Source organism: Sandarakinorhabdus glacialis (assembly GCF_014643455.1).
GTDB lineage: Bacteria > Pseudomonadota > Alphaproteobacteria > Sphingomonadales > Sphingomonadaceae > Sandarakinorhabdus > Sandarakinorhabdus glacialis.
Genome location: NZ_BMJM01000003.1, coordinates 37,773 through 60,859, shown reverse-complemented (window position 1 = coordinate 60,859; position 23,087 = coordinate 37,773). Strand labels below are relative to the sequence as shown.

The window sequence follows — 23,087 nt, the reverse complement described above, 5'->3', positions numbered from 1 at the left end:
CTTGGCGATGAAGCCCAGGATGATACCGCTGCTCAGCAGGATGGCGAGAAAGACGATCCCCGCGATGCGCGACGTCGTCGTCCGCGGCCAGCGCCAGAAATCGGTGCCGGGCCCGATAGCGATCGTCAGGCCTCGCCGAGCCGATAGCCGGCGCCGCGCACGGTGTGGAGCAGCGATGCCGCGCCGCCATCGTCGAGTTTCTTGCGCAGCCGGCTGACATGGACGTCGATGACGTTGGTGCCGGGGTCGAAGTGGTAATCCCAGACGCCCTCGAGCAACATGGTGCGGGTGACGACCTGGCCCGCGTGGCGGAGCAGGAATTCGAGCAGGCGGAATTCACGCGGCTGGATCTCGATACGGCGGCCGGCGCGGGTGACGCGGCGGGACAGGAGATCGACCTCGAGATCGCCGTGGGCGAGGCGCGTGACCGGCGCATCACCGCCGGCGGCGGCCTGCGAGCGGCGGCGGACCGCCTCGATGCGCGCCAGCAGTTCGGCGAGGGCGAAGGGCTTGCCGAGGTAATCGTCGGAGCCGGCGCGCAGCCCGCGCACGCGCTCGTCGAGGCTGGCGAGGGCGGACAGCATGACGACCGGGGTGACGACGCCGGCGGCCCTGAGCGCCGATAGCACCGCAAGCCCGTCCATGCCGGGCAGCATCCGGTCGAGCACGATCGCGTCGTAGCTGCCGTCGCTGGCCTGGAACAGCCCGTCGCGTCCATCGGCGGCGATGTCGACGGTGAAGCCGGCTTCACCCAGCCCCTTGGCGATATAATCGGCAGTGGTGGGATCGTCTTCGATACAAAGGATCTTGGCCATATCGATACTTTACCTCAGATACCGCGGCAGCAATACCTGCCCGCACGGCGATTGTGGCATGACAAACGCGTCATGGCCGCGGCGCTGGTGCACCGCGGCCATTCCGCTGGGTCAGAGCTGGTTATTTGGTCGCCTTGACCGTCTTGGTGACCTTGGCCGGCTTGGCAACGTGCGACGTGGCCTTGTCGGGCCTTGCCGGCGTGGCGGCAGTGGCGGCGGTCGTGCCGGCGATCGCCAGCAGGGCCAGGGCAGGAAGCAGCATCTTGACACGGGACTGGGTAAGCATGGGGACTTGCACTCCGTTGTCGGGAACGAATGTCCGTTCCGACGCCGTCGTTTTGAGCCTTGTGGAATGTCCGCTGCGTGGCCGGCGCGTGAAGAATTGGCAAGACGCCCGGCAGGCCGAAAACTAGCTCTCGTCGCCCATGCGGAGCGCCGCGATAAAGGCTTCCTGCGGGATGTCGACATTGCCGTACTGGCGCATGCGCTTCTTGCCTTCTTTCTGCTTGTCGAGGAGCTTGCGCTTGCGGCTGGCGTCGCCGCCATAGCATTTCGCCGTCACGTCCTTGCGCATCGCGGCGATGGTTTCGCGCGCGATGACTTTGCCGCCGATCGCCGCCTGGATGGGGATCTTGAACAGATGGCGGGGGATAAGGTCCTTCATGCGTTCGCACATGTGGCGGCCACGCGATTCGGCGGCGCCGCGGTGGACGATCATGCTGAGCGCGTCGACGGGCTCGGCGTTGACCATGATCGACATCTTGACGAGGTCGCCCTCGCGGTGGCCGATCTGGTGGTAATCGAACGACGCATAGCCGCGTGAGATCGATTTCAGCCGGTCGTAGAAATCGAAGACGACCTCGTTGAGCGGCAGTTCGTAGGTCACCTGGGCGCGGCCGCCGACGTACGTCAGGTTCTTCTGGATGCCGCGGCGGTCCTGGCACAGCTTGAGGATGCTGCCGAGATACTCGTCGGGGGTGAATATGACGGCTTCGATCCACGGCTCCTCGATCAGCTCGATGGTGCTCGGGTCGGGCATGTCCGACGGGTTGTGAAGCTCGAGAATACGCCCATCGCGGAGCAGCATCTTGTAGACGACCGACGGCGCCGTGGTGATCAGGTCGAGGTCATATTCGCGGGTCAGGCGCTCCTGGATGATTTCCAGATGCAGAAGTCCGAGGAACCCGCAGCGGAAGCCGAAGCCGAGCGCGGCGCTGCTTTCGGTCTCGAACGAAAAGCTCGCGTCGTTGAGGCGCAGGCGGCCGAGGCTGTCGCGCAATTTCTCGAAATCGGCGGCATCGACGGGGAACAGCCCGCAGAACACCACCGGCTGGACGGTCTTGAAGCCCGGCAGCGCCTCGGCGGTCGGGCGTTTGGCGTCGGTAATGGTGTCGCCGACGTTGGTCTGCGCAACTTCCTTGATCTGTGCGGTGATGAAGCCGATTTCGCCCGGCCCGAGCGTTTCGAGCTGCTCGATCTTGGGGCGGAAACAGCCGACGCGATCGACCAAGTGGGTCGTGCCGGCGGCCATCATGGCGATCTGCTGGCCCTTCTTGAGGACGCCGTCGATGACGCGCACCAGGATGACGACGCCGAGATACGGGTCGTACCAGCTGTCGACGAGCATGCACTTGAGCGGCGCGGTCGCATCGCCCTTGGGCGGCGGAATCTGGGTGACGATGGCTTCGAGCAAATCCTCGATGCCGATGCCCGACTTGGCCGAAGTTAGCACGGCGTGATCGGTGCTGATGCCGATGACGTCCTCGATCTGCTGCTTGACGCGCTCGGGCTCGGCGGCGGGCAGATCGACCTTGTTGATGACGGGCACGATGACATGGTCGTGCTCGATCGACTGATAGACGTTGGCGAGCGTCTGCGCCTCGACGCCCTGCGCTGCATCGACGACCAGCAGCGCGCCTTCGCAGGCTGCCAGCGAGCGCGATACCTCATAGGCGAAATCGACGTGGCCAGGGGTGTCCATCAGGTTGAGGACATATAGCTTGCCGTCCTTGGCAGGATAATCGAGGCGCACCGTCTGCGCCTTGATGGTGATGCCGCGCTCCTTCTCGATATCCATGTTGTCGAGCACCTGCTCGGACATCTCGCGCGCCGTGAGGCCGCCGGTGGTCTGGATGAGGCGATCGGCGAGCGTCGATTTTCCGTGATCGATATGCGCGATGATCGAGAAATTGCGGATAAGGGATATGTCGGCTGTCATGTTGCCGCGTGTGTAGCAGCGCGCCCGCCACACGCAACCTGTTGGGGTGTTGGCAACCAGCCATTCTTTACCGTGCCCAAGCAGGACGCGGCTTTCCACGGGCGAGCCTGCGCGATATGTGCGGCTGTAATCTGCCGATCGCGCCCAATGGAGAGCGTCTTGACCCTGAACATTGCCATCATCGGCGCTGGCCCCGCCGGTTACTACACCGCCGAAGCCGCATTGAAGCACTGGGGCGGCAATGCCCGCATCGACATCATCGACCGGTTGCCGACGCCGTACGGCCTGATCCGCGCCGGCGTCGCGCCCGATCACCAGTCGATCAAGGCAGTGTCGCGGCGCTATGAAACCACCAACCAGGGGCAGGGGGTGCGCTTCGTCGGCAATGTCGAGATCGGCCGCGATATTTCCATCGCCGAGCTGACCTCGATCTACGACGCCGTCGTGCTGTCGGTCGGCGCGCCGCACGACAAGCCGATCGGCATTCCCGGCGACGATCTGCCCGGCGTGCTCGGAAGCGCGGCGTTCGTCGGATGGTACAATGGCCACCCCGATTTCGCCGATCTCGATGTGCCGCTGTCGCATCACGGCGCCGCGATCATCGGCAACGGCAATGTCGCGATCGATTGCGCGCGCATCCTCGCCAAGACTTGCGATGAGCTGGAGACGTCGGACATCGCCCAGCACGCCGTGGACGAATTGCGCCAATCGGCGGTCCGCGACATCCATATCGTCGGGCGCAGGGGTCCGCACCAGGCGAGCTTTACCGTCAAGGAAGCGGGCGAGCTCGGCCATCTCGAGCGGGCCCAGCCGCTGGTGCGCCCCGGCGACCTGCCGCCGGTCGAGGAGGACGCGGCGCTCGATCCCGGCCACCGCAAGATGGTCGGCCATATCCGCAGCTTTGCCGCCGTCCCGCGCGGTGACAAGCCGGTGACGATCCATTTCGAATTCTACCGGCGGCCGGTCGCGGTGGAGGGCAACGGCAAGGCGGAACGCCTGATCGTCGAGACGACGCGCCTTGAGGATGGGAAAGCCGTCGGCACCGGCGAGCTGCACGCCATCCCGTGCGGGCTGGTCGTCGCCTGCATCGGCTATCGCACCGCCACGATCGAGGGCGTGCCCTACGACACCGGGCTCGGGCGCTTCGCCGGCGATCCGCAGGGGCGCATTTTCCCGGGATTGTACGCCAGTGGCTGGGCGCGGCGCGGTCCTTCGGGGACGATCGGCACCAACCGGCCCGACGGCTTCTCGGTGGTCGACGCCATCGCCGCCGACGTGCCGCAGGGCAAGGGCGGCGACGCGGCGGCAACGCTCGATGCGCTGCTCGCCTCGCGCGGGGTCAAGCCGACGGGCTTTTCGCATTGGCAGGCAATCGACGCCGCCGAAGTTTCGCGCGCCCGGCCGGGGGCACCGCGCGAGAAGTTCATCAGCGTTTCACAGATGCTCGGGCTGAGTAGCTAGCTGGCTTGCACTGATTTGCGGCCGGCGTTATAGGCCCGTTTCCACGGAGTCGGGGCGTAGCTCAGCCCGGTAGAGCGCTGCCTTCGGGAGGCAGAGGCCGGAGGTTCGAATCCTCTCGCCCCGACCAAGCGGATGTCAGGGGGTCAGGGTTCCGGACCCACCCATTCCATCCCCAATCGACCTAGAGCAAATCCCCACCAACTGCCGCCGCCGTCGTGCCATCGCGCTGATACGCCTTGATGACATTCCGGCCGACCGTCCAGCGATGCACTTCATCGGCGCCATCGACGAGGCGCTGCGAGCGGATCTGGGTGTACCAGCGCGCCAATGGCGTATCCATCGAATAGCCGAGCGCGCCGTGGAGCTGGATCGCCGTGTCGACGACATGATGGACCATGTGCGCCAGATAGACCTTGGCGATCGAGTTTTCCTGCCGCAGGTCGAGGCCGTTCTCGGCCTTGTAGGCGATGTGGAGCAGCATCAGCCGCGAGATATAAAGCTGGGTCGCGCACTCGGCCATCATGAACTGCACCGCCTGGCGCTCCGACAAAAGCTTGCCGAAGGTCTCGCGGCTGGTGATGTGCTTGGCCGCCATGTCGAGCGCGCGTTGCGCCATCGCGACATTGTGCATGCCGTGGCGCAGGCGGCCATACGCCAGCCGGTGCTGGCCCATGCCGAAGCCATTGCCTTCGCCGCCGAGCAGATTGTCGGCCGATACCACCAGGTCCTTGATCTCGACCTCGGCATGGCCGCCGCCGAGCGCGTGATACAGGTCGCTTTCGGGCGCCATGGTCTTGATATTGCGGACGATGCGGTAGCCGGGGTTGGGCAGCTCGACGATGAAGGTCGAGAATTGCTGGTGGCGCGGCGCCTCGGGGTTGGTCTTCGCCATGATCATGACGATGTCGGCGACGCTGGCGCCGCTCGAGAACCATTTTTCACCGTTGAGGATGTAATTCTCGTTGCCGTCCTTGACCGCGGTGGTCTGCATGCCGGTGGCGTCGGCGCCGGCGGCCTTTTCGGTCATCGAATAGCAGATGCGCTTCTCACCGTTGAGCAGCGGCTTGAGGTATTTTTCCTTCTGGTAATCGGTCCCGTACGTCAGCAGCGTCAGGATCGTCGCGTCGTCGGGCGCCTGGGTGTTCAGCGACAGCGCCCCGAGATAGCTTTCGCCCAGCTCCATCTGCACCAGCGCATTGGCCAGCGGCCGCAGCCCCATGCCGCCATGCTCGACCGGGATGAACGGGCACCATAGCCCTTGCGCGCGCGCCTTGGTGCGCAGTTCGGCGAGGATAGTCTTGTAGTCGCCGCCGTCCGCCAGGCGTTTTTCGGCGGGGAAACATTCGTCGTGGACCCATTGGCGCACCCGCTCGCGCACGGCCTTGGCTTCGGCTGGAATCTCGAAATCGATCGCCATTGTCTCGGCTCCCCAACGCTTTTGCAACGACCGGGATAGAGCAGACCCGAACCGCGTCACAACATGCATAACGCCAGTTGCTTTTCGATCTGGGGCGTGACGCGCTGCGCTGCCCGACCATTTTGCCTTCAGTTGCGGCAGGGCTGGCGTCACGATCGAACCCGCTATATCCGGTCAAATACATTGACGGGGTAAAAGCGTGAAGACGATCCTGGGGGCGGCGTTGCTGGTGGCGCTGGCGACGACGAGCAGTGCCGGTGCCGAGGAGGCGGATGACGGCGTCTCGCGCCTGCCTGAAATCCTCGTCAGCGCGCGTCGCCGCACCGAGAATGCCCAGGCCATCCCCGGCGCGCTGTCGGTCGTCGGCGGCGAGCTCATCGATCGCAGCTATACCGTCAACACCGGCCAGCTCAGCCTGCTCGTTCCCAGCCTCAACTACAGCTCGGCGAACCCGCGCAACACGGCTTTCACCATCCGCGGGCTTGGCAGCGTCGTCGTCGCCGTCAGCCAGGCCAATGACGGGCTCGAACCCGGCGTCGGCTTTTATGTCGACCAAGTCTATCACGCCCGGCCGGCCACCGCCGCTTTCGATTTCGTCGACATCGAGCGGATCGAGGTCTTGCGCGGGCCGCAGGGCACCCTGTTCGGCAAGAACACCACTGCCGGCGCGATCAGCATCGTCAGCCGTGCGCCAAGTTTCGACTGGCAGGCGCAGGGCGAGGCGTCGTACGGCGAGCATGACTTCTTCCAGGCCAAGGCGGCGATCTCGGGGCCGATCATCGCCGACAAGCTGGCATTCCGCCTGTCCCGGCTGGCGACGCGGCGCGATGGCGTCCTCCACAATGTCGCGTTGGACAAGGACCAGAACACGCTGAACAACCAGGCGGTGCGCGGGCAATTGCTGTGGAAAGCGACCGATGCGCTGACCCTCCGGCTGACGGGCGACTGGAACAATTTCAAGAGCGAATGCTGCACCCAGGTCTATCTGCGCACCGGCACGTCGCTGCGGCCGGCGGCGCGACAGTTCCCGGCGCTCGCTGCCGGCCTCGGCTACGCCCCGCCGAGCACCAATCCCGATGACCGGCTGACCGACATCGACGCGTCGCTGGCGGTCGATACAAACGAGGGCGGCGTCTCGCTCGTCACCGACTGGGACCTCGATTACGCGACGATGACCTCGGTCACGGCATGGCGGTTCTGGAACTGGAACGCCGCCAACGACCGCGACTATACTGGGCTGCCTATCCAGCTGACCCAAGGCATCCCCTCGCGGCAGGACCAGATCAGCCAGGAACTCCGGCTCGCGTCGAACGGCGACGGCCCGGTCGGCTATGTCGCCGGGCTCTACTATTTCCGGCAGGTCATCACCGGCCGACCGGTCTCGATCTACGGCCCCACCGCGGCCTATTGGCTGCTCGGCCCGGCACCGCAATTTCCTTCAAACCTGCTCGACGGCTATGGCCAGGACGGCCGTACCCGCTTCGCCACCGACAGCTATGCGACCTTTGCCGAGGTCAACTGGAAGCCCATCGACCGGCTGACGCTGACCGGCGGGCTGCGCTATACGATCGAGAGCAAGCAAGGCGATTATTCGACCTTCGTTTTCGGCGGCCTGCAGACGATTGTGCCGGCGCTGGTCAGCGCCAAGCTGTCGATCCTCCGCCCGCAGACCTATGCGGCACGCAGCGATGACGGCAGCCTGTCGGGCCGCGCCAATGCATCGTATGAGCTTGGGGGCGGCGTGCTCGCTTACGCCAGCTTTGCGCGCGGCTTCAAATCGGGCGGCATCAACATGTCGGGCCTGCCGCTCAACGCCCAGAACCAGCCGGCGCTGGCGACCGCCGTCGTCGCGCCCGAACGCAACACGACCTACGAGGCCGGCCTGAAAGCCGATTTCTGGGATCAGCGGCTACGGTTCAACCTCGCCGGCTACTACACTGAAGTCCGCGATTTTCAGGCAACTTTGGTCGATTCCACGCAGACCGTCGCGCTGCGCGGCTACCTTTCGAACATTCCCAAGGTGACGGTAAAGGGCTTCGAGATCGACGCCGTCGCGGTGCCGGTCGCCGGCCTGCAATTGCGCGCCTCGGTCGCTTATGCCGATGGCGAATACGCCGAATATCCGCAGGGACCATGCCCGCTGGAACTGCAGGGATCGGCGACGACGGCGTGCAACCTGACCGGCGGCCGGCTGTCCGGCCTGCCGCGCTCGGCGACGACAATCGGCGGCGATTACGCCCTGCCGCTGACCCTCGCCAGCCGCCCCGGCGAAGTCTTCGTCCACGCCGACACGAGCTGGCGCAGCAGCTATTACGGCGATCCGACGCTTTCGCGCTTCACTCTCATCGACGGCTACAACATCACCAACGCCTCCATCGGTTTCCGCGCTGCGCAAGGCTGGAGCGTGACGGTGTTCGCCCGCAACCTGTTCAATTCCAACTATATCCAGAACCTGACGACTCAGGCCGGCAACTCCGGTCTGATCCTCGGGACGCCCAGCGACCCGCGGGTGATCGGCGCGACGCTGGGCTTTACTATTTGAATTCACGGCAGCTGTAGCCCAGCCCTACAGCTCTTCGTCATGCTGAACTTGTTTCAGCATCCATTTCGCAACATGAAATTTTTTGCCCGGCGGCGCGATGGATGCTGAAACAAGTTTAGCATGACGATCGCGTTTTAGGAGCGAGGAACCTAGCGAACGAAACTCGTGGCACCGGCCCTTGGATGGAAAATCGTCTTCCCGGCCCCAAGCCCGCCGTCGATAATGAGCAATTCGCAATCCATCTCGTCAAGTGAGTCCAGCAGGTCCTCAACCGCCTCCACAGCGATCGCCTCAGCCACAAACTGGCCATCCCTGCGCCGAAGTCCAACCATCGAGGCCGTCCCCGCCCGCACTGCCGACAACCCCTCATCCAGCAACGATCGCCCCGATTTCCCGGTCGCCCAGACAGGGACTTCCAAAGCCGGCACAGCAGCTACCGCCACAGGTTCCACCTTCGCCGCAAGCGCGGGCTCCGCTGCCACCAAAGGCGCAGCCACCGGCTCCGGCACAGCTACAACCTCAACCGCCCGTGCCGCCAGCCACGCCTCGCGCAGCGGCAGCAGCGGTACCAGCCCCTTGGGCAACAAGGCCGCCGGCACGTCGTTCTGCCGGGCGCACGCCGGGCAGTCATATGCCGCTTCCTTGCGCGTTCCGCCGCCCTGGTTGGGAACGATGGTCGCGAACAGGTCGGGTGTCGTCAGCATGGCGCGTCGCCGGCACTTGGGCTCGGCGCAAATGCGCGCCACGGAACGGATAACAGGGATCGATGAGGTCAACATCGGACGCCCTTAGCAGAAACCGCCGGACGGTGAGCGGTCATGCTTCAGGCCGCAATCGGCCCGGTCTCGTCATCGTCGTGCCCGGGCTGCAGCAACCCAGCCAGTACGCCGATTGCCTCGCCGGCGAAGCTCTCGGTCGACACGCCCTCGATGCGGATGGCGTGTTCCGGAGTCAAAGTGGCAGCCGACTGGTGCTCGGGATCGAGCTTTTGCCATGCCCGCACCGCCCCCGCCAGGCTGGTGACCTCCGCAACATCGAGATCCCCGCGCGGCACATTTTCCAGCGCCGCGCTCATCCGCCAGTCGATATCCGGCGTCATCGCATCATCGTTCCAGGTCGCTTCGGTCATCGGTTCGCCTTCATTATCGGTCCGCAAGGACATACCCTCCTAAGCCGTCAGGCGCGCCCCGGTTCCTGCAACCGGTACCGGGCATTGCATCCTGCACGCGGTCTGCGACAAGGCGAACCTGCTCTGGAGAACCAAGATGTCGTATCTCGCCGACTGGTCGCCGCGGATCCTGTCGGTCCTTCGCATCGTCACGGCGCTGCTGTTCCTCCAGCACGGGCTGATGAAAATCTTCCAGTTCCCGGCGGCGCAGCCCGGCGCTCTCGATCCGCTGCCGCTGATGCTGTTCGCTGCCGCCTGGATCGAGATCATCGGCGGCACGCTGATCGCCATCGGCCTGTTCACCCGCAGCGCCGCGTTCGTCTGCGCCGGGCAGATGGCCTTCGCCTATTTCATCGCGCATTTCCCGCGCAGCTTCTGGCCCGCGGTCAACCAGGGCGAGACCGCGATCACGTTCTGCCTCGTCTTTTTCTATCTCGTGTTCGCCGGTCCCGGCCCGTGGAGCCTCGACGCCCTGCGCAAGCGGCGCGCCTGACATGGCGACACCCGTCCAGCCGAGCTTCTTCATCCCGCACGGCGGCGGGCCGTGTTTCTTCATGCCCGATCCTGCCGGCAACTGGACCGGCATGGAGCGTTTCCTCAAGGACTTGCCCGCCACGCTGCCGGAACGCCCGACCGCGATAATCGTCGTCTCCGGCCATTGGGAGACGCGCGGCTTCGCCTTCACCGGCGCCGCCAGGCCGCCGCCGATCTATGATTATGGCGGCTTCCCGCCTTACACCTACGACCTGCGCTACGACGTCCCCGGCGCCCCCGCACTCGCCGCCCGCGCCGCCGACCTGCTCCGCGCGGCCAGCCTGACCGCCACAGTCGATCCCGCCCGCGGCCTCGATCACGGCGTCTTCATCCCGCTCAAGGTGGCGTTCCCCGACGCCGACATTCCGCTCATCGAGATGTCGGTCGACCGCGACCTCGATCCCGCGCTCCATGTCGCCGCGGGCAGGGCGCTCGCGGCGCTGCGCAGCGACGGCGTCCTCATCCTCGGCTCGGGGATGAGCTTCCACAACATGCGCGGCTATGGCGACCCCCGCGCCACCGCGCCGTCGGAGGAATTCGACCTTTGGCTGACCGCTGCCATCGCCCAGCCCGGCCCCGGGCGCGCCGAAGCCCTGCAAGGCTGGGCGATCGCCCCCGGCGGACGCTTCTCGCATCCCCGCGAGGAACATTTGCTGCCGCTGATGGTCGCAGCCGGCGCATCCGAAGCCCCCGGCGAGCATGTTTATGGCGAACTGGTGCTGCAGACCGCCATCTCGGGGTTCCGCTTCGACTAGGCTTATTGGGCGATGCGCTCCGCACCGCAGAAAATCTCGAAGCCGTCCACGCGGGCCACCGCCGCCAGCGCGATTCCGGCCGCGTCCGCCGTTCGCACCGCCAGCGCCGTCGGCGCCGAGATCGCGACCAGCACCGAGGCGCCGAACCGCGCCGTCTTTTGCACCATCTCGACCGACACCCGGCTGGTCAGCACCACGATGCCGCCGCTGCCGTCGCGACCCATCCGCGCCATGGCGCCGACCAGCTTGTCGAGGGCATTGTGCCGGCCAACGTCCTCGCGAATGGCCACCAAGCCTTCGGATCGCGTCCAGAACCCTGCCGCGTGGACGGCGCGCGTCGCGTCGCCCAGCCGCTGTCGTCCCGATAGCGACGCCGCCGCCGCGGCAATCTCGCCGTGCGAAAACCGCAACCCGGCCGTCACCTTCGCCACCTGGTGTATCGCCGCTGCGAGGCTTTCGACCCCGCACAGCCCGCACCCGCTGCCGCCGACGATCGCCCGCCGCCGGTCACCCGCCGCCCCGCCCTCGCCGGCCCGCAGCCACAGCCGCAGCTCGATGCCATCCGCCTGGCCGACCATTTCGAATTCGGCCACTGCGGCCATGTTCGCGATCGCGCCTTCGGTCAGGCTGAAGCCGATCGCAAGATCCTCGAGATCGGTCGGCGATGCCATCAACACGGCATAAGTCGTGCCGTCATGGATGATGGCAACGGCGCATTCCTCGGGCAGGCAGCGCTCGGTCACCTGCTGGCCATCCGGCCGGCAGGCGCGGCTCGAAACCATGATACTTGCTGCTGGTATCTTCACGCGCCTGCTCCACTGCCGACCACGGGCATAAGAGCCATGGCTCGAACAAGCCACCGCAAGGAACACTTCAGCGCGCTTTTCGTTCATGTTGCAGACATCGACCAATCAAGCGTCGATTGCGGCAGCGAAGGAGGCGTTATCGGCGATGCGAGTTCCTGGCGGCCCACCCCCCACGCCTTTCGACTGGTTCTCGCATTGGAACCTCGATCCGGTATTCATTGCGGCACTCGCGCTGGCCTGGTTCATCGGCGACCGCCGCATCGGTACCGATCCGGAGCGCAGGGGAATGCTGGCGTCAGCGACCGGCGTGCTCGCATTCCTGTTCGTCTCGCCGATGAACGCCCTGACCGGCGCGCTGTTTTCGGCTCATGTCGTGCATCAACTGGCGCTGACGACCATTGTTGCGCCGCTGCTTGCCCTGACCTTTCCGCGCACCGTCCGCGCTCCGGCCTGGCCGGCATTCCTGTTTGCCGCCGTGGTATTCTGGGCGTGGCACTCACCCGCGCTTTACGCCGCCGCGCTCGGCCATGCTTCGCTGTACTGGGTCATGCAGGCCAGCATGCTGGTGTCCGCGTTCGCCTTCTGGCGCGCCATCTTCTCGCCGTCCGAATTCTCCGGCGCCGCCGTCCTCGTCGTCGCCTCGATCGGGCAGATGGGCCTTCTCGGTGCCTTGCTGGCTTTTGCGCCGGCACCGCTTTACACCGCGCACATGTCGTCGACGGCGGCCTGGGGCATCGGGCCGCTCGCCGACCAGCAGCTTGCTGGGTTGTTGATGTGGGTGCCCGGCATGTTGCCGTATTTTGTCGCCGGTGCCGCCCTTGCACGCCGTGGCTGGCGGCTCTCGGCCCCCTGAAAGAACCGAAGTCGAGGCGGGTCGCGTCCAAATTTCTCAGCTTCGGGGGATGCCGGTTTTCAACTGGCGCGTTTCACATGGTGTCAGCCCGGAGAGTTCGATGAGTGGTCCGCGTAGGTTTCCCAGGATTGCACCGTACAAGGGTCCAGCCGGCGGCTATGGCTCGCTGCGCTCCGTGGCCCGCATCCTGGCAGAAGAACATGTCCCCGACGCCATCGTCACGCTCGCCGACCAGAACAAGCCCGACGGCTATATGTGCGTCTCGTGCGCCTGGGGCAAACCCGCCGAGCCACAGCCGTTCGAATATTGCGAAAACGGCGCCAAGGCGACGGCATGGGAAATCACCCGCAAGCGCGTCGACCAGAAATTCTTCGAAACCCACACGCTCGCCGAACTGGCCGGCTGGCGTGACCATGATCTCGAGGTCGCCGGCCGTCTGACCATGCCGATGCGCTGGGATTCCGCGACCGACAAATATCGCCCGGTGTCGTGGCAGCAGGCGTTCAACGAAATCGGCGAGGAACTCCGGGCGTTGCAGGATGATCCCGACCAGGCGATCTTCTACGCCAGCGGCCGCGCCAGCCTGGAGGCGAGCTACATGTTCCAGCTGCTGGCGCGGATCTACGGCACCAATAACCTGCCCGACAGCTCGAACATGTGCCACGAATCAACCAGCGTCGCCTTGCCCGAAAGCATCGGCGTCTCGGTCGGCACGGTGACCCTCCAGGACTTCGAAAGCGTCGACCTGATGCTCTATCTGGGGCACAATGTGGCGACGAATTCGCCGCGCATGCTCCACCAGTTTCAGGATGCCAAGAAACGCGGTGCCGCCATCATCAGCATCAATCCGTTGAAGGAACGTGGGCTCCAGCGTTTCACCAATCCGCAATCGCCCAGGGAAATGCTGACCTTCTCGGAGACGCAGATTTCCGACAAGATCCTCCAGGTCGCCGTCGGCGGCGACATCGCCGCGCTGACCGGCATCTGCAAGGCGCTGGTGTCGATGGACGACGCCGCCGTCGAAGCGGGCGCCGCCGGCTCGACCGACCGCAAGGCTCTGCTCGCGCAGACCGACAATGACGCGGGCTTCGCCATCAAGGCCGCCGCTGCCGCCGCCACGTCGCGCCGCGTCCTCGACCATGATTTCATCGCCGAACACACGCATGGGTTCGCCGAATTCGCCGATTACTGCCGCGCCGCCGACTGGGCCGAAATCGCGCAGGTCTCGCAGCTCGGCCGCGCCGATCTCGAGGCGGTCGCCGTCCAGTACGCCGGCGCCGGCAAGGTCATGGGCATCTACGGCATGGGCATCACCCAGCATGTTGCCGGCACCCAGACCGTCCAGATGCTCGTCAATCTGCTGCTGCTGCGCGGCAACATCGGCAAGACCGGCGCTGGCATCTGCCCCGTCCGCGGCCATTCCAACGTCCAGGGGCAGCGCACCGTCGGCATCACCGAAAAGCCCGAGCTGGTGCCGCTCGACCGCCTGAAGGAGATGTACGGCTTCGAACCGCCCTGCCATGAAGGCTATACCACCGTCACTGGCTGCGAGGCGATGATCGACGGCCGGGTCAAGGCCTTCGTCGCGCTCGGCGGCAACTTCACCCGCGCCGCGCCCGACATTCCCCGCGTCGAGGCAGCCTGGAGCAAGCTGCGCCTGACCGTGGCGATCGCGACCAAGCTCAACCGCAGCCACATCGTCCACGGCGAGGTCGCGTATTTGTTGCCATGCCTCGGCCGCATCGAGGTCGACAAGCAGGCCAGCGGTCCCCAGGCCGTCTCGATGGAAAGCAGCCTCGCCCAGTTCCACGGCTCGAAAGGCCGTGTCGCCCCGGCATCGCCCGAGCTGATGTCCGAACCCGCGATCATCGCCGGCATCGCGCTGGCGGCCTTGCCCGAGAATGCCAAGGTGCCATGGACCGAATGGGTCGGGAACTATTCGACGATCCGCCACGCCATCGAAGCCACCTGGCCGGCGACGTTCCACAAGCTGAATGAAAACATGTTCCACCCCGGCGGCATCGAACGCCCGGTCGCCGCGCGCGAGCGCAAATGGAACACCCGCAGCGGCAAGGCCAACTTCATCGTGCCGACCCAGATGTTCGGCGGCACCGCCGAAAACTACCGCAAGGCCGGCGTCCTCCAGCTGACCACTTTTCGCAGCAACGACCAGTTCAACACCAGCATCTACGGCTATAGCGACCGCTTCCGCGGCGTCACCGGCACCCGCATGGTCGTTTTCATGAATGCCGCCGACATCGCGGCGCAGGGCTTTGCCGCCGGCGAACTCGTCGACCTCAGGACGGCCATGGACGATGGCCATGAACGCATTGTCCGCGGGCTGCAGATCGTCCCCTACGACATCCCGCGCGGCTGCTGCGGTGCCTATTTTCCCGAAGCGACGCCGCTGGTGCCGCTCGGCCACCATGACCTTCACGCGCACACCCCGGCCTACAAGGCCATCCCCGTTGAGGTCCTGCGCTCGACGACGGTCAGGACCCGTCCGGAATAGCGTTCACCGATACCGCAGCTGCCACGCCTCCGGCACCCGCCCGCCGCGATAGTCGGGCGGCGACACCGCCGTCAGCCCTTCGCGCAGCACTAACTGTCGCACGATCTCGGGTACCATAACCTTGGCGACAGCGATGCCGAGGCAGGCATGGATGCCCTGTCCATAGGTAAAGCTGTCCGACTGGTCGCGCCCCGGCATGAACGCCTCCGGATCGGGGAACCCCGCGGCGTCGAACATCGCGCTGTGGCTCACCGCCAGCACATTCGTCCCCGGCGCGACCGCCACTGCGTGCGGCGTCTCCGGCGCCAGCACCGTCGGCACATGGCAGGTGCGGAAATAATACGGAAACGCCGGCCGAAACCGCAGCGCCTCGTCGACATGGCCATCGAACAATGCCGGGTCGGGCAGGGTGGCCGCCGCCCTGGCGCTTGCCAGCAGGTCGGGATTGCCGAGCAGATATTCGAGCGCATTGGTAACGGTGTGCGATGTCGTCTCGGTCGCCCCGATCAGCAGCCCGCCGATGTTGAACAGCACGTTCTTCACATCGAACCGGCACGCATCCGAAAACGCCAGCTTGAGCAGCCGCGTCACCGGGTCGGTCGCATCGCTGCCCAGCTTGACCGCTACCGTCCGCCGCGCGATCAGCCGCGCCAGGTACAGCCCCAGCATGAGGCTGGCGCGCTTGCGATTGGCGACGATCCCGTCCGGATCGCGGGTAAAGCCCGCATCGAACGGCTGGTTCCAGAAGGCGTCCTGCTGGTTCCAGTACGACCATTCGATCAGCCTGTCGGGGTCGGCATCGGTGAATCCGAACCAGCGCTGGACCAGCCCCGCCGGGATGCCGCGCGTAATCGCCCGCACCGCCTCGATCTCGCCGCCGCCGGCATCGAGCGCCGCCTTGGTGGCCTGTCCCACCCAAGCGCGAATAGCCGGAATATCCTCGCGGTCGAGCACCGATTTCATGATCGATTTCTCGCGCCAATGGACCGCCGTATCGTCCTGCGCCATGAAATAATCGCCCTGCTTGGGTTTGTACAAATCGACCCCGAAACTGTGGTGACGCCGCAGGATCGTCATGCAATCGGCGTGCCGGAACGCCAGCGTCAGCTCGGGCAGCACTAGCACCGGGCGCTCGCGCCGTATCTCGGCAAAGAACGGCAGCGGCTCGGTGAAAATCCAGTCGCGCACCAGCCCCCAGCGCTGCACCGCCGGCACAGCCTCGATGCGCGACAGGTAATCGCCCATCAAAGCGTCTTCATATATTCGACCAGCGCCCAGCGATCGGCGTCGCTGATCCGGCTGGCACCATAATCATGCCCGGCGTTGCTGTTGCCGTCGATCGGGCGGCCACCACCGTCCACGGTGGCAAAGATGAACCGGTTGTCGGGCGCCGCCGCCGCATAACCGACCTTGCCGGGGTCATAGCTGCGCGTCCCCAGCGCAAAGCTCTTCGGTCGCTGCGCAGCCGGCAACAACAGGTCGTACAGTGTCGGCACCGAGCCATTGTGGAGATACGGCGCCGTCGCCCAGATGCCATCCAGCGGCCGCGCCTTGTACGCCAGCAGCGCGTGATCGGTCGTGCTGCACAATTGCCGCCGCATGTCGCGCGCCTGCCGCGCCGTCATGCCCGTCGTATCGAAGGCAAACACTTCGGGCGGGCGATCGACCCCGAAGAAGCTGTTGCCCGCGGTTTTCAGGATCTGGCCCTTCTTGCCGACCAGCGCACCCTTCACCGTCGTCGCCAGCATCGTCCCGACCGGCGCCACCCCCGGCAGCGGCGTGCCACTGAAATACCCCTCCTTTGTCCCCTTCAACCCGCCGCTGCGCCCGTCATAGGTGAAGGCGTTGCAGGCCATCCAGATGTCGGTCAGATTGTTCGCAGCGGTGGCGCCGAAACGGTGCATCGTCTCGGTCGGCTGCCCGGCAACCTGCTTGTCGGGCGTCTTGTGGCAGCCGGCACAATCTCGCGCGAAAAGCACTTGGCCGACAGACGCCTTCGCCGTGTCGATCCGGGGAAACGCCGCTGGCCATTTCGGCGGCTCCAGCCGCGCCAGCACGACCTCGAGCGAGTCGAGATTGGCGGCGTTGAAGCTCGATGGAAAGCCCTTCAACTGGCTGCCGATCCCGCCGACCGGCTGCACCATCACCTCGCCGAACACCCCGATGACTTCGCCGGCATTGCGCCCCATCGCGCCATATTCGAGCGTCTTGTTGCCCCCCAGGCTCAACCGGCCGTTCTGCGCCCCGCCGTTCCACTGGACCTGGCGCTGCTTGTGGATGTTCCACAGGAATGGATAGCTGACCGGCGCATCGGCGGGGTTGACGATCGGGTCGGGCGCGCCGGCAAACATCACGATCTTGTTATAGATATGCCCGAACGCATCGACCCGCGCATAGCCCGAGCGCAGCGGCGTACCGTTGAGCGCCTCGGTGCGCGCCTGCCAGTCGATCAACCCGTCGAGCGCCCCCTGCAATTGCGTCCGGTTGCCCGCATTGTCCTTGCCCTCAAGCACCCGCGCCGCAAAGCGATCGAACCGCGCCGGATCGCGCCGCGTCTCGATCAGGCTCTTGTCGATCGCCTCGACCAGCGACTGGTAATCGCCTAGCCCGGGCCCGCCGTCGATCCGCATCGGCTTGCCGTCATAGGCGATCTCGGTGGTGTGGCAGGCGGCGCAGTTCAGACCCAGCCACGGCTCGGCCGCCTGCGGGCTGTCGCCCTTCTGCCCGGCATACCAGCGCAAATTGGTCACCTTGAAGCTGTCGTCGCGCTGCCTGTCGATGACGAAGCCGATCGGCATCCGGATCGGATCGCTCGCCGCCGCCGGGATATATCCGAACCCGGTCAGATATTTCTCGTCAGACAAAAGCCCCGCGCCGCCCGGCTGCTTGAGCGCCGCGAACCACGCCAACGGCATCAGGCGCGACCCCTGCGTGCCCCGATACCAGCCATAGCGATCCTTTTCGGTCCAGCCCTGGCTGCGCGGACTGGTGGCGCCGGCGCCGGTCTCGGGTACGCAGCCCGAAGCCAGCCCGGCCGCGGCGGCGATGCCGGCAAGCGACAGAAATACGAAACGCATGGTCCCCAGTCCCCTCAAGACAAGTCTGCGATCCGAGGAACTTTTTTGATTATCCAAATGGTTTCACACCGGCGCACTTTACGCAAGAGCCGGCGGTGTGCAGCCGGCGTGGCTTTGCCGCCAAATTTGATGTAATGTCACAATACGGGCGAGCAATTGGGATATCAGCAACAATAGTTGCGACTTCCTTGACTGTGGCGGGGACTGATATGGTCGGGCTGGGGCTTTCCGTGTTCGCAATCGGCGCAGTTGCCGGCTGGTCGGCGCTGTTCCTGCGCTGGCCGGTAACGATATTATCGGCGCTCGGCCTGTTCGGCATCGGCCTGATCTGGCTGATGCCGGTGCCCGTATTGGCACTGCGGATCAGTCTCCCCTTGTCGCCGTTTTACGCCGGCTTCGGGCTGGGCGCCGCCGCACACGCCGCGCTGCGGGCCGCGATTCCGACAAGGGGAACAGTGCGATGACGATGCCCGAAACAGGCGCGCTCGGCTTCGGGCTGGTGATCGGCTGGTTCCTGTATTTCGTCAATCGCTATCGAAAATCCGAAGCCTCGTTCACCGATATCACCACCATCCTCGGCGCGGTCGGCGGCGCTGCGGTGACCAGCCTGTTCGGTGCAGCCTCCGAACGCCTGTTCGGCGCCTATGGCCTCGGCCTCGCCATCGGCTTTTTCAGCTATTTCCCTGTGCTCGTCGTCCTTGTCGGCCTGTCGAAAAACTTTGGCGCCGATTATTTCCTCGATGGCCGGCGCAAGTCGCTTGGCGTCGGTGAAACCATTCCCGGCGAGAGCGCCCAGCCGACCTACAGCTTCGACGAACCGCCGCCGGCCGCGAGCATCGTCAGCGCCGCCGTTACGGCAGGCATCGCCGCCGGTTCTGCGGCCCGTGAAATCAAATAGGGCAGGGGGCAACACATCATGTGCAGCGAAGGTTTCATGGAAAGCGACGACATCCGCACCACCTGGATCAAACCGCATGGCAGCGCCTGGAAACAGGTCCGCTACGCCAATGTCGATGGCCTCGCGGTCTTCGAAGGCTGCATCATCCTCGGCACCACCGACGAGATCGAAAAAAGCACCGCCGCGTTCGCGAAGAACCTGAAATCCATGCCGAAATTGCTCGAATCGAGCGACGTCCACCTCGAAGGCGCCGGCATCAAGGGTGAGCAATATCGCTGGAAAAACCGCATCGTCCCGTACGAAATCGCCGCTGGTCTTCCCAATCCCGCCCGCGTCACCGCCGCCATCGACCATTGGAACGCCCGCACCGGCATCCGCTTCGTGCCGCGCACCAACCAGCCCGACTGGCTGCGCTTCAAGACCGATCCGCGCGGTTGCGCCTCGCAGGTCGGCCGGCAGGGCGGCGTCCAGGACATCATTCTCATGGACAATTGCACCACCGGCAACATCATCCACGAGATCGGCCACGCCGTCGGCCTGTGGCACGAGCAATGCCGCATCGACCGCGACAAATGGGTCAGGATCGACACCGACAACGCCCGCCCCGGCACCGAGCACAATTTCGAACAGCAGATCGTCAAGACCATCGACGTCGGCTTCTACGATTATGGCTCGATCATGCATTACCCCGCCAACGCCTTTGCGGTCACGCCGGGCAGCCGCACCATCATTCCCTTGAAGCCCGTGCCCCCCGGCGTCGTCATGGGCCAGCGCGACGCGCTCAGCGCCGGCGATATCGCTGCGGTCGAGGCGCTTTACGCCGGCGTGCCCAAGGCCAGCCTGAGTGGCTGATCCCGCCCTGATCCTCGACCGCCGCGCCGCACTGCTGGGCAATCCCGGCCTCCACGCCGTGCTGATCGGCGTCAGCGACTACACTTTCCTGCCGGCCGCCGACGACCCGCCCGGCACTGGCCTGCTGGCGCTGCGCCAGCTCAAATCCTCGGCGCTGACGGCGATGGCGCTGTCGGCGAAACTGCAAAGGCTCGACACCGACAAGCGGCTGATGCGCCCGCTGGCGACCATCCGCCTGCTGGTGGCACCATCGCCCGAGGAGATCGCCGTCGACCCCGCGCTCGCCGCTCCGGGGCTGGTTGCTCCGACCATCAGGAATATCGAGCTCGCCCTCCTCAACTGGCGCATCGACGTGGCGACCCAGGCCGAAAACCAGGCGCTGTTTCTGTTCAGCGGCCACGGCGTACGGCGTTCGCTCGAGGAATCGATCCTGCTCGCCCAGGATTTCCTCGAACAGCCGTTCGCCGAGATGTCGCGCAGCTTTCGCCTCAGCAACATCCGCAACGGCATGGCGCCGTCGGCCAAGCGCCCCGATATCGGCCGCGAGCAATTTTTCTTCGTCGATGCCTGTCGCGACAAGCCCGAGGCGCTCGACGGCATCGACCCGATCGATCCGCCGGCCATCTTCACCGCCGATCTCAACATCTACGACGATCGCAAGGCGCCCATCTTCTTCGCCACCACCACCGGCGGCGTCGCGGCGGGTGAAGCCGGCAAACCGACCTATTTCGGGCTGGCGCTGCTGTGGGCGCTCGAAAACGGCTCGTTCGGCAAACAGAGCGTCGCCGGCATCAAGGGCAGCGTCTGGCCAGTCAACGCCTCGTCATTGAAGGCCGGCATCGAAGTCGCCGATGCGCTGTTCGACGCGCGTGTCGAGCTGACCGGGCTGGTCTCCAACCCGGTGCTCTGCTTCCGCCGCGACGCTCCGGAAATGACACTCAAGGTCTGGCTCGAACCCGCCGACTACAAGGGCCATGTCGGCGGCGTCTCGATGACCGAGATCAACACCAACAAGGTCACGCCGGTGCCGGGCATCGGGGAGATGCAATTGTCGATCCCGATCACCGCCGGGCAGTACCGCATGACGGTGCAGCCATCGTCGAACCGCTTTGCGCAGGCCAGTTCCGAGGTCACCTATTTCTCGATCCAGATGCCGATGCCATGGACCTTCGATCTGGCAAGCGTGCCGTGAGCGAGTTCGGCACCATCACTTGCGATGGCCCGGCCGCCGAGCGAAGCCTCGGCCCGCTGCCGGTCAAGGTCCGCACCCCCGACGGCGAGATTATCGGCGTCGGCGTCTCGGGCTCGCCGATCGGCGTGCCGCCGGGGCTCTATTTCGTCTCGGTGGTGACACCCGATGGCCGCGAGCGCAGTTGCGGCGAGACCGTCACCGTCACCGCCGGCGCGGACACGATATCACGGACACCGGCGGGGCGCGCGCCCGCCCCGCCGCGAGCGCTCGCTCCCGCCCCGGTCGGCGCAGCCGCTCCAGAACCAGCTAGCGCATCCGCTCTGGCACCAGCTAGCGCATCCGCTCCGGCACGCATTCCTCACGGCCAACAGCTGATCCGCGAAGCCGTCCGCATCGCTGCCAAACAGATCTACAACCGCATGACCCGGGGTTTCGTCGCCGCCGAGAGCGTCATGGCGGACGCACCGACCCCGCCGCCGCCTGCCGCCCCAGCTCCCACGACCGAGACCGTCCGTCTCTGGCAAGGCAACTGGTTCGCCGCCTGGGATGCTGTCCCCGGCTCGCGTCACCCCGCACTCGAAGCCGGCCTCGGCGAGACCTTCATCCTCTCCCAAGACCAGCCCACCCAAATCGCCCGCATCGCCGATTGCGACCAGCTCGTCGCCCAGCCGATCGGCGCCTGCGTCCGTTATTCGGTCGTCCCGTTCGACGAATGCACCGCCTGCGTCGACGACACGCCCGGCACCAAGGACATCGCCGCCAACCTCGCGTCCGGTCCCGCCGGGTCCTTCGTCCGCTTCCGCTCGACCGTCACCGAGGAGGCCAACACCCTGTTGTCCTTTGTCGAAAACGGCGTCCTCACTGAAATGTGGACGGTCTCCGAGGACATGGTCAACCAGGGCGAACGCGCCATGCTCAGCCCCGGCGGCTCGGTCCTGCGCGCTGTCACCGGCGCCTATGTGCTGCTCCGCGCCAACGAACTCTCTGGCCTCGACGCGTGGCTGACCTCGCTCGGCCGCCTGTCGCCCGCGCTCCCCGATATCCCGATCCTGCGCGCCGAACTCCTCGCCCGGCTGGGCCAGCACGAGGACGCGCTGGCGCTGCTGCAGACCGCGATCGGCGGCCGCTGTCCGTGGTTCCGCTCGGGCTTAAGCTACATGCTCGAGCGCGTCCGCCTCTACATCGACGTCAGCGCCAACAGCGAAGTCGATTTCGCCATCGCTCGCGCCGACCTGCCGCAGTTCATCGCCGCGCGCGAGCGCCTCGATACCCTGATGCGCATGCTCGTACGCAGCCGCACGCTGACAACCTTCGACGTTCCCGCCGAATAATCGTCAGAACGGCGCCGCCGCCTCGATATCCTCGAACGCCTTCAACTTGCGCGCGTTGCTGCGAATTTCCTGCCGCGTCAGCCGGTCGTCGCGATTGCCGTCGAGCGCCTCGAACCCCGCCGCGCGGCCACCCGCACTGGTCCACTCCATCTCGGTGATCACGTCGTCCTGGTTGACGTCCATGTCCTTCAGCAGATTGTCGATCGCCGCCAGCTTCTGCTCGCGCGTCTCGCCAGGTATTCTGGAAGGTCCAACCGTCCCTGCCTGAGGAGCCGAAGTCTGCGCCCCGGCCGCACCGGCGCCCAGCAGGATCGCCGCAAAAATCATCATCGTCATCGCATTTCCCCGATCCGCAATCACGATTTCAGCCTGATGCCGCGCCCCGCATCAAAAGAAAACATCTTCCGGATTATAAACATAATAAGCCACCAGCGTCTTCGTCTTGCGAATGCCCTCGATCGCCGCCAGCCGTTCGTTGATGAGCTCGCCGACATCGCGCGCCTCGTCGACCGCCAATTGCACCAGCAAGTCCCATTTGCCGCTGATCGACGAGACCTCCTTCACCCCCGGCACTTCCTTCAGGATCGCGCGCCCGACCGTATAGGTCTGCCCGCGCCGGCACGAAACGAAGATGAAAAAGGTCTGCATGGCGTACC

At 65.6% G+C, this 23,087-nt stretch carries 22 protein-coding genes and 1 tRNA gene; 12 read left to right on the top strand and 11 right to left on the bottom strand.

Features of this window, described 5'->3' with window-relative positions:
- Positions 1-125: 125 nt before the first annotated feature.
- The 3 genes from IEW98_RS05180 to lepA form a co-directional block, all read right to left on the bottom strand.
- Entirely contained in the window at positions 126-815 is a 690-nt protein-coding gene (locus IEW98_RS05180) for a winged helix-turn-helix domain-containing protein (RefSeq protein WP_188761876.1), read from the bottom strand.
- A gap of 121 nt (positions 816-936) precedes the next feature.
- On the bottom strand, positions 937-1,077 hold the full coding sequence (locus IEW98_RS05175; protein WP_188761875.1) for a hypothetical protein: 141 nt from the start codon (positions 1,075-1,077) through the stop codon (positions 937-939).
- Between the two features lie 147 nt (positions 1,078-1,224).
- Positions 1,225-3,033, bottom strand: coding sequence for a translation elongation factor 4 (gene lepA / locus IEW98_RS05170; protein WP_188761874.1), 1,809 nt, complete (start codon positions 3,031-3,033; stop codon positions 1,225-1,227).
- 159 nt (positions 3,034-3,192) lie between these two features.
- Between lepA and IEW98_RS05165 the strand changes: the two genes are divergently transcribed.
- Both IEW98_RS05165 and IEW98_RS05160 read left to right on the top strand, forming a co-directional pair.
- Positions 3,193-4,494 (top strand): FAD-dependent oxidoreductase, encoded by a 1,302-nt coding sequence (locus tag IEW98_RS05165; RefSeq protein ID WP_243450561.1) that lies wholly within the window; start codon positions 3,193-3,195, stop codon positions 4,492-4,494.
- Between the two features lie 50 nt (positions 4,495-4,544).
- A tRNA-Pro gene (locus IEW98_RS05160) sits at positions 4,545-4,621 on the top strand.
- A gap of 54 nt (positions 4,622-4,675) precedes the next feature.
- Here the strand turns inward: IEW98_RS05160 and IEW98_RS05155 are convergent.
- Complete coding sequence (locus IEW98_RS05155; RefSeq protein WP_188761872.1) at positions 4,676-5,911, bottom strand: acyl-CoA dehydrogenase family protein; 1,236 nt, start codon at positions 5,909-5,911, stop codon at positions 4,676-4,678.
- Between the two features lie 199 nt (positions 5,912-6,110).
- Here IEW98_RS05155 and IEW98_RS05150 point away from each other — a divergent pair, with 199 nt between their 5' ends.
- Positions 6,111-8,453, top strand: a complete 2,343-nt coding sequence (locus IEW98_RS05150; protein ID WP_188761871.1) for a TonB-dependent receptor — start codon at positions 6,111-6,113, stop codon at positions 8,451-8,453.
- Positions 8,454-8,602: 149 nt separating this feature from the next.
- On the opposite strand, the gene IEW98_RS05145 is transcribed toward IEW98_RS05150, so the two are convergent.
- On the bottom strand, positions 8,603-9,157 hold the full coding sequence (locus IEW98_RS05145; RefSeq protein WP_188761870.1) for a hypothetical protein: 555 nt from the start codon (positions 9,155-9,157) through the stop codon (positions 8,603-8,605).
- A 119-nt stretch (positions 9,158-9,276) separates the two neighbouring features.
- A complete protein-coding gene (locus tag IEW98_RS05140; protein WP_188761869.1) occupies positions 9,277-9,582 on the bottom strand; it encodes a hypothetical protein in 306 nt (101 codons plus the stop codon).
- Between the two features lie 136 nt (positions 9,583-9,718).
- On the opposite strand from IEW98_RS05140, the gene IEW98_RS05135 reads away from it, so the two are divergent.
- Both IEW98_RS05135 and IEW98_RS05130 read left to right on the top strand, forming a co-directional pair.
- The gene (locus IEW98_RS05135; protein WP_188761868.1) at positions 9,719-10,114 is read left to right on the top strand and encodes a DoxX family protein; all 396 of its coding nucleotides are present in this window, start codon (positions 9,719-9,721) and stop codon (positions 10,112-10,114) included.
- A gap of 1 nt (position 10,115) precedes the next feature.
- Positions 10,116-10,910, top strand: coding sequence for a DODA-type extradiol aromatic ring-opening family dioxygenase (locus tag IEW98_RS05130; RefSeq protein ID WP_188761867.1), 795 nt, complete (start codon positions 10,116-10,118; stop codon positions 10,908-10,910).
- A 2-nt stretch (positions 10,911-10,912) separates the two neighbouring features.
- Here IEW98_RS05130 and fdhD read toward each other — a convergent pair whose 3' ends face one another.
- Positions 10,913-11,716, bottom strand: a complete 804-nt coding sequence (gene fdhD / locus IEW98_RS05125) for a formate dehydrogenase accessory sulfurtransferase FdhD (protein WP_207792514.1) — start codon at positions 11,714-11,716, stop codon at positions 10,913-10,915.
- Positions 11,717-11,861: 145 nt separating this feature from the next.
- On the opposite strand from fdhD, the gene IEW98_RS05120 reads away from it, so the two are divergent.
- Both IEW98_RS05120 and IEW98_RS05115 read left to right on the top strand, forming a co-directional pair.
- Positions 11,862-12,569 (top strand): cytochrome c oxidase assembly protein, encoded by a 708-nt coding sequence (locus IEW98_RS05120; protein WP_188761866.1) that lies wholly within the window; start codon positions 11,862-11,864, stop codon positions 12,567-12,569.
- A gap of 100 nt (positions 12,570-12,669) precedes the next feature.
- Positions 12,670-15,081, top strand: coding sequence for an FdhF/YdeP family oxidoreductase (locus tag IEW98_RS05115; RefSeq protein WP_188761865.1), 2,412 nt, complete (start codon positions 12,670-12,672; stop codon positions 15,079-15,081).
- A 3-nt stretch (positions 15,082-15,084) separates the two neighbouring features.
- Here IEW98_RS05115 and IEW98_RS05110 read toward each other — a convergent pair whose 3' ends face one another.
- Together IEW98_RS05110 and IEW98_RS05105 are read right to left on the bottom strand one after the other, a co-directional pair.
- Positions 15,085-16,326 carry a cytochrome P450 gene (locus IEW98_RS05110; RefSeq protein WP_188761864.1) on the bottom strand — a complete coding sequence of 414 codons (1,242 nt, stop codon included), beginning with the start codon at positions 16,324-16,326 and terminating at the stop codon, positions 15,085-15,087.
- Positions 16,326-18,158 carry a di-heme-cytochrome C peroxidase gene (locus IEW98_RS05105; protein ID WP_188761863.1) on the bottom strand — a complete coding sequence of 611 codons (1,833 nt, stop codon included), beginning with the start codon at positions 18,156-18,158 and terminating at the stop codon, positions 16,326-16,328. Before IEW98_RS05105 ends, IEW98_RS05110 begins: the two co-directional genes overlap by 1 nt.
- Positions 18,159-18,352: 194 nt before the next feature.
- Between IEW98_RS05105 and IEW98_RS05100 the strand changes: the two genes are divergently transcribed.
- Genes IEW98_RS05100 through IEW98_RS05080 form a run of 5 tightly spaced genes read left to right on the top strand, consistent with a single transcriptional unit; the run spans position 18,353 to position 22,431 of the window.
- A complete protein-coding gene (locus tag IEW98_RS05100; RefSeq protein ID WP_188761862.1) occupies positions 18,353-18,622 on the top strand; it encodes a hypothetical protein in 270 nt (89 codons plus the stop codon).
- A complete protein-coding gene (locus IEW98_RS05095) occupies positions 18,619-19,056 on the top strand; it encodes a hypothetical protein (RefSeq protein WP_188761861.1) in 438 nt (145 codons plus the stop codon). The genes IEW98_RS05100 and IEW98_RS05095 overlap by 4 nt, the downstream gene beginning before the upstream one ends.
- 18 nt (positions 19,057-19,074) lie before the next feature.
- Positions 19,075-19,908 (top strand): M12 family metallopeptidase, encoded by an 834-nt coding sequence (locus IEW98_RS05090; protein WP_188761860.1) that lies wholly within the window; start codon positions 19,075-19,077, stop codon positions 19,906-19,908.
- Positions 19,901-21,100 carry a caspase family protein gene (locus tag IEW98_RS05085; RefSeq protein WP_188761859.1) on the top strand — a complete coding sequence of 400 codons (1,200 nt, stop codon included), beginning with the start codon at positions 19,901-19,903 and terminating at the stop codon, positions 21,098-21,100. Before IEW98_RS05090 ends, IEW98_RS05085 begins: the two co-directional genes overlap by 8 nt.
- Positions 21,070-22,431, top strand: coding sequence for a hypothetical protein (locus IEW98_RS05080; protein ID WP_188761858.1), 1,362 nt, complete (start codon positions 21,070-21,072; stop codon positions 22,429-22,431). Before IEW98_RS05085 ends, IEW98_RS05080 begins: the two co-directional genes overlap by 31 nt.
- A 3-nt stretch (positions 22,432-22,434) precedes the next feature.
- Here the strand turns inward: IEW98_RS05080 and IEW98_RS05075 are convergent, their stop codons facing one another.
- The gene (locus IEW98_RS05075; protein WP_188761857.1) at positions 22,435-22,767 is read right to left on the bottom strand and encodes a hypothetical protein; all 333 of its coding nucleotides are present in this window, start codon (positions 22,765-22,767) and stop codon (positions 22,435-22,437) included.
- 51 nt (positions 22,768-22,818) lie between these two features.
- A complete protein-coding gene (locus IEW98_RS05070) occupies positions 22,819-23,079 on the bottom strand; it encodes an Lrp/AsnC family transcriptional regulator (RefSeq protein ID WP_188761856.1) in 261 nt (86 codons plus the stop codon).
- Positions 23,080-23,087 lie beyond the last annotated feature (8 nt).

What these genes read in the sequence shown, in the direction of transcription:
- IEW98_RS05180 (WP_188761876.1), bottom strand. Translation starts at nt 815, where the DNA reads ATGGCCAAGATCCTTTGTATCGAAGACGATCCCACCACTGCCGATTAT.
- IEW98_RS05120 (WP_188761866.1), top strand. Translation starts at nt 11,862, where the DNA reads ATGCGAGTTCCTGGCGGCCCACCCCCCACGCCTTTCGACTGGTTCTCG.
- IEW98_RS05110 (WP_188761864.1), bottom strand. Translation starts at nt 16,326, where the DNA reads ATGGGCGATTACCTGTCGCGCATCGAGGCTGTGCCGGCGGTGCAGCGC.
- IEW98_RS05115 (WP_188761865.1), top strand. Translation starts at nt 12,670, where the DNA reads ATGAGTGGTCCGCGTAGGTTTCCCAGGATTGCACCGTACAAGGGTCCA.
- IEW98_RS05155 (WP_188761872.1), bottom strand. Translation starts at nt 5,911, where the DNA reads ATGGCGATCGATTTCGAGATTCCAGCCGAAGCCAAGGCCGTGCGCGAG.
- IEW98_RS05080 (WP_188761858.1), top strand. Translation starts at nt 21,070, where the DNA reads ATGGACCTTCGATCTGGCAAGCGTGCCGTGAGCGAGTTCGGCACCATC.
- IEW98_RS05175 (WP_188761875.1), bottom strand. Translation starts at nt 1,077, where the DNA reads ATGCTGCTTCCTGCCCTGGCCCTGCTGGCGATCGCCGGCACGACCGCC.
- lepA (WP_188761874.1), bottom strand. Translation starts at nt 3,033, where the DNA reads ATGACAGCCGACATATCCCTTATCCGCAATTTCTCGATCATCGCGCAT.
- IEW98_RS05140 (WP_188761869.1), bottom strand. Translation starts at nt 9,582, where the DNA reads ATGACCGAAGCGACCTGGAACGATGATGCGATGACGCCGGATATCGAC.
- IEW98_RS05090 (WP_188761860.1), top strand. Translation starts at nt 19,075, where the DNA reads ATGTGCAGCGAAGGTTTCATGGAAAGCGACGACATCCGCACCACCTGG.
- IEW98_RS05130 (WP_188761867.1), top strand. Translation starts at nt 10,116, where the DNA reads ATGGCGACACCCGTCCAGCCGAGCTTCTTCATCCCGCACGGCGGCGGG.
- IEW98_RS05105 (WP_188761863.1), bottom strand. Translation starts at nt 18,158, where the DNA reads ATGCGTTTCGTATTTCTGTCGCTTGCCGGCATCGCCGCCGCGGCCGGG.
- IEW98_RS05075 (WP_188761857.1), bottom strand. Translation starts at nt 22,767, where the DNA reads ATGACGATGATGATTTTTGCGGCGATCCTGCTGGGCGCCGGTGCGGCC.
- IEW98_RS05070 (WP_188761856.1), bottom strand. Translation starts at nt 23,079, where the DNA reads ATGCAGACCTTTTTCATCTTCGTTTCGTGCCGGCGCGGGCAGACCTAT.
- IEW98_RS05095 (WP_188761861.1), top strand. Translation starts at nt 18,619, where the DNA reads ATGACGATGCCCGAAACAGGCGCGCTCGGCTTCGGGCTGGTGATCGGC.
- IEW98_RS05145 (WP_188761870.1), bottom strand. Translation starts at nt 9,157, where the DNA reads ATGCTGACGACACCCGACCTGTTCGCGACCATCGTTCCCAACCAGGGC.
- IEW98_RS05135 (WP_188761868.1), top strand. Translation starts at nt 9,719, where the DNA reads ATGTCGTATCTCGCCGACTGGTCGCCGCGGATCCTGTCGGTCCTTCGC.